The sequence below is a fragment of the Streptomyces sp. 8L genome, assembly GCF_020176795.1.
Classification (GTDB): domain Bacteria; phylum Actinomycetota; class Actinomycetes; order Streptomycetales; family Streptomycetaceae; genus Streptomyces.
In genome coordinates this window covers 1-8057 of sequence record NZ_JAIUKE010000022.1, presented here as the reverse complement: position 1 = coordinate 8057, position 8057 = coordinate 1, and the positions used below count along the sequence as shown (strand labels likewise).

The 8057-nt window shown below is 70.7% G+C and carries 7 protein-coding genes; 2 read left to right on the top strand and 5 right to left on the bottom strand.

The window, feature by feature from the left end; genetic code table 11:
* Positions 1 to 40: 40 nt before the first annotated feature.
* The 5 genes from LCE31_RS03065 to LCE31_RS03045 form a co-directional block, all read right to left on the bottom strand.
* Positions 41 to 379, bottom strand: a complete 339-nt coding sequence (locus LCE31_RS03065) for an L-rhamnose mutarotase (protein WP_225012374.1) — start codon at positions 377 to 379, stop codon at positions 41 to 43.
* A 31-nt stretch (positions 380 to 410) separates the two neighbouring features.
* The gene (gene rhaS, locus LCE31_RS03060; protein ID WP_225012373.1) at positions 411 to 1499 is read right to left on the bottom strand and encodes a rhamnose ABC transporter substrate-binding protein; all 1089 of its coding nucleotides are present in this window, start codon (positions 1497 to 1499) and stop codon (positions 411 to 413) included.
* Positions 1500 to 1607: 108 nt separating this feature from the next.
* Positions 1608 to 2690, bottom strand: a complete 1083-nt coding sequence (locus LCE31_RS03055) for an ABC transporter permease (RefSeq protein WP_225012372.1) — start codon at positions 2688 to 2690, stop codon at positions 1608 to 1610.
* On the bottom strand, positions 2674 to 3723 hold the full coding sequence (locus tag LCE31_RS03050; RefSeq protein WP_225012371.1) for an ABC transporter permease: 1050 nt from the start codon (positions 3721 to 3723) through the stop codon (positions 2674 to 2676). The genes LCE31_RS03055 and LCE31_RS03050 overlap by 17 nt, the downstream gene beginning before the upstream one ends.
* A complete protein-coding gene (locus tag LCE31_RS03045) occupies positions 3720 to 5240 on the bottom strand; it encodes a sugar ABC transporter ATP-binding protein (protein ID WP_225012370.1) in 1521 nt (506 codons plus the stop codon). Before LCE31_RS03045 ends, LCE31_RS03050 begins: the two co-directional genes overlap by 4 nt.
* A gap of 299 nt (positions 5241 to 5539) precedes the next feature.
* Here LCE31_RS03045 and rhaI point away from each other — a divergent pair, with 299 nt between their 5' ends.
* On the top strand, positions 5540 to 6709 hold the full coding sequence (rhaI, locus tag LCE31_RS03040) for an L-rhamnose isomerase (RefSeq protein WP_225012369.1): 1170 nt from the start codon (positions 5540 to 5542) through the stop codon (positions 6707 to 6709).
* Between the two features lie 190 nt (positions 6710 to 6899).
* Positions 6900 to 7919, top strand: a complete 1020-nt coding sequence (locus tag LCE31_RS03035; RefSeq protein ID WP_225012368.1) for a LacI family DNA-binding transcriptional regulator — start codon at positions 6900 to 6902, stop codon at positions 7917 to 7919.
* Positions 7920 to 8057: the final 138 nt, after the last annotated feature.

The following is an 8057-nucleotide window of genomic DNA, read 5'->3' as shown; positions in this document are numbered from 1 at the left end:
GGCGTGTCGCGCGCGGGCCGCGTGCGACACGCCGTCGGTGTCAGGCGAGGTGGAAGATCTCGGCGAGCGGGACCATCGCCTCGTCGGGCGCGGGCCCCGCACCGTCGCCCCGCCCGCCGGGCGGGTCGAAGAAGGGGGCCATCGAGGCCTGCCAGCGGGCGTTGACGCCGGTGCGGCCCATGGCCTCGCGGGCCGCCTCGAAGTCCTCGGTCTCCAGATACCCGACGAGCGTGCCGTCCTCGCGCAGGAAGAGCGAGTAATTGTGCCAGCCGGAGTCGCTCAGGGCCCGCAGCATGTCGGGCCAGACTTCGGCGTGGCGCGCGCGGTACTCGGCCACCCGGTCGGCCCGTACCTTCAGCAGGAAGCACACACGCTGCACGGTGGGCTCGTCCTCCGCTCGTCCCTCCCGGTCAGAAGTGGAACTGGTCGATGTTCGTCTTGTCGAAGACGGTGGGCGGGCCGAGGATGACCTCGCCGTCCTTGCCGACGGTGAACTTGCCGAGCTTGCCTGCCGTGAAGGTGTCGCCCTGCGCCCCGGTGATCTGGCCGGACGCCAGGGCGGCCGCGGCGTACGAACCGAGGTAGCCGAGGTTGTCCGGGTTCCACAGGGAGAACTGGGTGACCGTGCCGTCCTTCACGTACTTGCGCATCTGGTCGGGCGTGCCGAGGCCGTTGAGGACGACCTTGCCCTTGTACGAGGAGTCGTCGAGGTAGCGGGCGGCGGCGGCGATGCCGACGGTGGTCGGCGAGACGATGCCCTTGAGGTCGGGGTACGCCTGGAGGAGGCCCTGTGTCTGCTGGAAGGACTTCTGGTCGTCGTCGTCCCCGTAGGCGACCTTGACCAGTCGCATGTTCTTGTACTTGGGGTCCTTCAGCTCCTGCTTCATGTAGTCGATCCAGGTGTTCTGGTTGGTGGCGTTCTGGGTCGCGGAGAGGATCGCGATCTTGCCCTTGTAGCCGACCTGCTTGCCGATGTGCTGGATGAGGCTGCGCCCGATGGACTCGGAGCTGGCCTGGTTGATGAAGACCTGACGGCAGTCCTTGGCGGTGTCGGAGTCGTACGAGACGACCTTGATGCCCTGCTTCATGGCCTGCTTCAGGGGGCCGCAGACCGCGTTCGGGTCGTTGGCGGCGATGAGGATGGCGTTCTGCCGCTGCTGGATCAGTGTGTTGACGTACGAGACCTGGGAGGAGGCGCTCGCGTCGGAGGGGCCGACCTCCTTGGCCTTGCCCTGGAAGCTCTTGGCCGCGCTGATGCCCGCGTCGTCGACGATCTTCTCGTAGGGGTTGTTGATCTGCTTCGGCAGGAACGCCATGGTGAGGTTCTTCTTCAGCGGCGCGTTCGGGTCGGCCTTGGCGGAGCTCGCGGCGGCGCCCGCCGAGTCGTCCTTCGAGTCGTTCTTGGTGGTGCCTGAGCAGGCGGCGAGCGAGACGGCCAGGGCGCAGACGGCGGCGGCTGTGGCGGCGGCGCGCCCGCGGGAGGCGGTACGGATCGTCATGGGTCGTGGCCTTTCGGAGGGTTCGCTTGCGGAGGTACGGGGGCGCGTCGTCCTGGCGGGCGGCCGGGACGCGGGGTGGCGGCGATCGCGGACGGGGTGGCGCCGGTCTCAGGTGGCGGCGGCGCCCGGTGGGCCGCCCGCCGTGGCGGCGCGTCGTTGCCGCCGTTCCGTGACGACTCCGATGATCCGCGGGGTGAGGACGGAGGCGACCAGGAGCAGGCCCGTGACCACGGTCTGGACCTCGTTGGGCACATCGTTGAGCGTGAGCAGGTTGCGCAGCACTCCGACCAGCAGGATGCCCGCGACGGCTCCCACGAGGGTGCCCTTGCCGCCGTCGAAGTCGATGCCGCCGAGCAGGATGGCGCTGATAACGAGGAGCTCGTAGCCGGTTCCGTTGTCGGCGCGGGCGCTGCCGTAGCGCAGGGTGAAGACGATGCCGGCGAAGGCCGAGAAGAGGCCCGTGAGCACGAACAGCAGGAGCTTGTAGCGCTTGACGCGGATGCCGGAGAAGAACGCGGCCTCCTCCTGGGCGCCGATCGCGAACAGCGCGCGGCCGAAGGAGGTGGAGTGCAGGGCGATGGCCGTGACGATCGCGAGGACGATGAACAGGACGATCGGGTAGGTGAGGAACGTACCCGGAATCGTCGTGGTGTTGGCCGTCCAGTTGGCGTACTTCTCGGGGAAGTCGGTGATGGCGTCGCTGCCGAGGACCACGGACGCGAGGCCCCGGTAGAGGGCGAGGGTGCCGATGGTGACGGCGAGGGAGGGCAGTCCGACGCGGGTGACGAGCCATCCGTTGAGCAGGCCGCCGAGGATGCCGACGACGAGGACGACGGGCACGATGGTCTCGAAGGCCCAGCCGGCGTTCCACAGTGAACCGGCCAGCGCGCTGCTGAAGCCGAGCATGGAGCCGACGGAGAGGTCGATCTCGCCCGCGACGACCAGCAGCGTCATCGGCAGCGCGATGAGCGCGACCTCGGAGATGTCGTTGAAGGCAAAGGCGAGGTTGCCGCCGCCGGTGAAGCCGTCCGTGGTGCCGAGGCCGACGAGGAAGACGGCGATCAGAAGGATGACGACGGCGGTGTCCCAGCGCAGTGCAACGGACCGCAGCCGGTTGCCCGCCGTCATCGGGGGTTCCGCCTTCTCTCCCGCGCCGGGCGCGGGGTCCCGGGTGTCAGGCGCCATGGCCATGGCGGGCGCTCCTCTTCCTCAGTGCGGCTGTCATCCGCAGGTTGACGATGCGGTCGACGCTGATCGCCGCGAGCAGCAGTGCGCCGGTGATGGCGCCCTGCCAGAAGGAGTTCACCTTCAGCACGACCAGGGCGCTGCCGATGGTCGTCACCAGCAGCGCGCCGAGGGCCGCGCCCCAGGCGGTGCCGGTCCCGCCGGTGATGGCGACGCCGCCGACGACGACGGCGCTGACGACGGTCAGTTCGTAGCCGTGCGCGTTGTCCGCGACGACGGTGCCGAAGCGGGCGAGCCACAGCGCCCCGGCGAATCCGGCGACGGCCCCGGAGAACAGGTACGCGCCCAGCACCCGGCGGCGCATCGGGATACCGGCGAGGCGCGCCGCCTCGGGGTTGGACCCGATGGCGTACATCTCGCGGCCCGCGCGGTAGCTGCGCAGGAAGTACGTGGTGAGGGCGAGCAGAGCCACCGCGATCAGCGGCAGGTACGGCACGCCGAGGACGCTCCCGCTGCCGAGGTGCAGGATCGGGTCGGGCACCTGGGCGGCGTTGATCTGGTCGCCGTGCGCCCACCAGTAGTCGAGGCCCTGGATGATGTAGAGCATCCCGAGGGTGACTACGAGGGCGGGGACCCGGCCCAGGCTGACGAGGACTCCGCTGACGAGGCCGCAGGCGAGGCCGATGAGGACGCCGAGTACCAGGGTGATCAGGACACCGTGGTGGGTGTCGGCGACGAACTTGCCGCACGCGAACGCCGAAAGGCCGGTCACGGAGCCGACGGACAGGTCGATGTTCCGGGTGACGACGACCACGGACTGGCCGATCGCGAGCAGCACCAGGATGGACGCGTTGAGCAGCAGGTCCTTGATGCCCTGGCTGTCCAGGAAGCGGGGATTGGCGATCCAGGTGCCGAGGATCAGCAGGACGAGGGCGCCCGCGATGCTGATCTCGCGGGCCCGGAAGACGGTGTCCACGAGCGAGCGGGCGGACCCTGCCTCTCCCGCCGTGGCCGGGGGCTTGTCGGTCAGAGTGGTCATGCCGCGGCCCTCTCTCGTCCTGTCGCGGCCGCCATGACGCTCTCCTCGGTGGCCTCGCCGCGGGGTATCTCGGCCGCGATGCGGCCCTCGTGCATGACGAGCACGCGGTCGGCCATGCCCAGGACCTCCGGCAGGTCGGAGGAGATCATCAGGACGGCGAGGCCGTCGGCGGCGAGCGACGACAGCAGGCGGTGCACCTCCGCCTTGGTGCCGACGTCGATGCCCCGGGTGGGTTCGTCGACGATGAGGACGGCCGGCTCCGTGGCCAGCCACTTGGCGAGGACCACCTTCTGCTGGTTGCCGCCGGACAGCACCCCCACGGGGTCGGCGAGCCGGTTGTACTTGAGCTGGAGGCGTACGGCCCAGTCGGCGGCGCGGCCGTGTTCGAGCACGCGGCGCACCAGGCCGGCCCGGCCGAGCGCACCGAGGCCTGTGAGGCCGATGTTGCGTTCGATGGACATGTCCATCACGAGACCGCGCTGCCTGCGGTCCTCGGGCACGAGCGCGATCCCGGCCGCCATGGCGGCGGTCGGTGATCCTTTGGGGAGAATCCGGCCGGCCACCTCGACCTCGCCCGCGTCGGCGCGGTCCACGCCGAAGACGGCTTGCGCGACCTCCGACCTGCCGGCGCCGACGAGTCCTGCGAGTGCGACGATCTCGCCGCGCTTGACCTCGAAGGACACGTCGTGGAAGACGCCCTCCCTGGTCAGCCGGCGCACTGTCAGGGCCTTCTCGCCGAGCTTCGTCTGCTGCTTCGGGTAGAGCTCGCCGAGGTCGCGGCCCACCATGCGCCGCACCAGGTCGTCCTCGGTGAGGCCGTCGAGGGGCTCGGAGGATATGAGCCGTCCGTCGCGCAGTGTCGTGACACGCGAGCAGAGCCGGAAGATCTCCTCAAGCCGGTGGGAGATGAACAGGACGGCGGCGCCCTCCGCCTCCAGGGCCCGGACGACGGCGAAGAGGCGGGCGGTCTCGCTGCCGGTGAGGGCGGCGGTGGGCTCGTCCATGACGAGGACGCGCGCGTCGAAGGAGAGCGCTTTGGCGATCTCCACGATCTGCTGGTCGGCGATGGACAGGCCGCGCGCGGGCCGGTCGGGGTCGAGTGCCACGCCGAGCCGCTTCAGCAGCGCCTCGGTGGTCGCGCGTACGGCCGCGCGGTCGATCCGGCCGAGGGCGCGGCGGGGCTGACGGCCCATGAAGATGTTCTCGGCGACGGACAGGTCGGGAAAGAGCGTCGGCTCCTGGTAGATGACGGCGATCCCCGCGTCGCGCGCGGCGGCGGGGCCGCCGAAGGTGACGGGTTGTCCGTCCAGCAGCACGTGTCCGCTGTCCGGCCGGTGCACCCCGGCGAGCGTCTTGATCAGAGTGGACTTGCCCGCCCCGTTCTCCCCGGCGAGTGCGTGCACCTCGCCGGGGAACAGCTGGAGGGACACGTCCTCCAGGGCCCGTACGGCACCGAAGGACTTGCTCACGTCCCTCAGTGCCAGAACGGGGGCTCCGCCCGTGTCGGGCTGGTTCATCGAAGCTCCTCGGCGTGGCCGGCTCGACCGTGAAAGGTTTCAAAGAAGATGCCAGGGAAGCTAGACGCCGCCGCCCGACGGCGTCAACGGGTGTGCCCGACATTTTCGCGGGCGGTGCGGACGTGCGTCTCAGAAAGCAGGGTTCCGACGCGAACTGCCCGGTGCGGCGGGAGCCTTGACTGGCCGGAGGTCGTCCTTTACGTTGAACGACCAATGAAACGATTCAGCCTCGTGTTCCACTCAGGCTGTTCTGCCCGCACGGCCCGCGCGGCGGGTCCCCACCACGGGAGCTCCGAGAGATGACAGGTCAGTCCGCTGTGTCCGCGGCGAAGGCCGCGCTCAAGTCACAGGCCATCGAGTTGCCGTCGTGGGCGTTCGGCAATTCCGGTACGCGCTTCAAGGTCTTCACCCAGCCGGGCGTGCCGAGGTCGCCCGAGGAGAAGCTGGCGGACGCGGCGCGGGTGCACGCGCACACGGGCGTGGCGCCGACGGTGGCGCTGCACATCCCCTGGGACCGGGTGGACGACTTCGCCACCCTCAGCGCGTACGCCGGCGACCTGGGGCTGAGGCTCGGAGCCGTCAACTCCAATGTCTTCCAGGACGACGACTACAAGCTCGGCTCCGTCACCCACCCCGACGAGGCGGTGCGCCGCAAGGCGCTCGGCCATCTGCTGGAGTGCGTCGACATCATGGACGCCACCGGTTCGCGCGATCTGAAGCTGTGGTTCTCCGACGGCACCAACTACCCGGGGCAGGACGACATCTCGGCCCGTCAGGGCCGCCGCGCCGAGGCGCTGTCCGCGGTGTACGAGCGGCTCGGCGAGGGCCAGCGGATGCTGCTGGAGTACAAGCTGTTCGAGCCCGCCTTCTACGCGACGGACGTGCCGGACTGGGGCACGGCGTACGCGCACTGCCTGCGGCTCGGCCCGAAGGCACAGGTCGTCGTCGACACCGGGCATCACGCGCCGGGCACGAACATCGAGTTCATCGTGGCGCTGCTGCTGCGGGAGGGGAAGCTCGGCGGCTTCGACTTCAACTCGCGCTTCTACGCGGACGACGACCTGATGGTCGGTGCCGCCGACCCCTTCCAGCTGTTCCGCATCATGTACGAGGTGGTGCACGGCGGCGGTCTCACCTCGGACATCGCTTTCATGCTCGACCAGTGCCACAACATCGAGGAGAAGATCCCCGCGATCATCCGCTCGGTGATGAACGTGCAGGAGGCGACCGCCAAGGCCCTGCTCGTCGACCGGGAGGCGCTCGCGGCGGCGCAGCGCGCCGGGGACGTGCTCGGGGCGAACGCGGTGCTGATGGACGCCTACAACACGGACGTGCGTCCCCTGGTGGCCGAGGTCAGGGACGAACTCGGCGCGGACGCGGACCCGGTCGGGGCCTACCGGGCCTCCGGCTACGGGCAGAAGATCGTGGCCGACCGGGTGGGCGGCACACAGGCGGGCTGGGGCGCCTGACACCTCCGTCCGAGGCGAGGGCGTGAGAGAGGACCGGCGCCCGCGGAGCCGAGACCCCTTCGAGCCACCGTCCGGGGCGGCTGACCACCGCGGCTGCCTGCCGGGGCCGCGCATATGATGGTGGGCCCGGCTCCGGGCCCCGGCCAGTGGGGGCGCGGGGTGCCGGGACGAGGCGACGAGGGCGGGCGAAGTGGCGCGGACGGTGGGCATCAAGGACGTGGCCCGGCTCGCCGGGGTCTCCGTCGGCACCGTGTCCAACGTGCTCAACCGCCCCGACAAGGTCGCGGAGAGCACGCGGGTGAGGGTGCGCGCGGTCATCGATGAGCTGGGCTTCGTGCGCAGCGAGACCGCGCGGCAGCTGCGAGTCGGCACGAGCCGAATCCTCGCGATACTCGTACTCGACATGGCGAACCCCTTCTTCGTCGCGATGGCCAAGGGCGCCGAGCGCACCGCCCGCGAGGCCGGGCTCGGTGTGATGCTCTGCAACAGCGCGGGCAGTACGGCGGAGGAGGCGGAATACCTGTCGCTCTTCGCCGAACAGCGGGTCCGGGGCGTGCTGGTGACACCCGCGGACTCCACAGGCAGCAACGTGCGGGACTTCGCCCGCAGAGGCATCCCGTTCGTGCACGTGGACCGCGCGGTGCCGCGGACGGTGGGCTGCTCGGTCTCGGTGGACGACGTGGCGGGCGGCGCCCTCGCCGTCCGGCACCTGCTGGCGGCCGGCCACCGTTCGGTCACCTACATCAGCGGTCCGATGCGGCTCGCGCAGTGCCGGGACCGGCGTACGGGCGCGCTGCTCGCCCTGCGTGAGGCGGGCCTGCCGGACGAGGCGCTGCGCCAGGTCGAGGCCGGCCGGCTGGATGTGGCGTCCGGCATCGACGCCGGCGCGCGGCTGCTGGGCATGCCGGAGCGGCCGACCGCCGTGTTCTGCGCCAACGACCTGCTGGCGCTGGGGGTGCTCCAGGCCATGTACGGCGCGGGTGTCGACGTGCCGGGCGATGTGTCGATCGTCGGCTACGACGACATCGAATTCGCGGCGGCGGCCGTCGTACCGCTCACATCGGTGCGGCAGCCCGCCGAGCGGATGGGACGCACGGCGGCCGGGATGCTGATGGACGAGACGGGTGAGGACGCCGGGCAGCACACGCACCGGGCCGTGGTGCTCCAGCCCGAACTGGTCGTCCGCAGCTCCACCCGCCGCCTGCGCTGAAGCCGCGAAGTCCGGCGACGAGCCCGGTCGGCGGGGGGGGGGGGGGGCGCGGGCGGGGGGGCCCGGTCCGCCGTGTCCAGGGTGTACGGGTCCAAGTCCCGGCGCGGCGCCGGGGCTCCCTGCTCAAAGCCGGGGTTC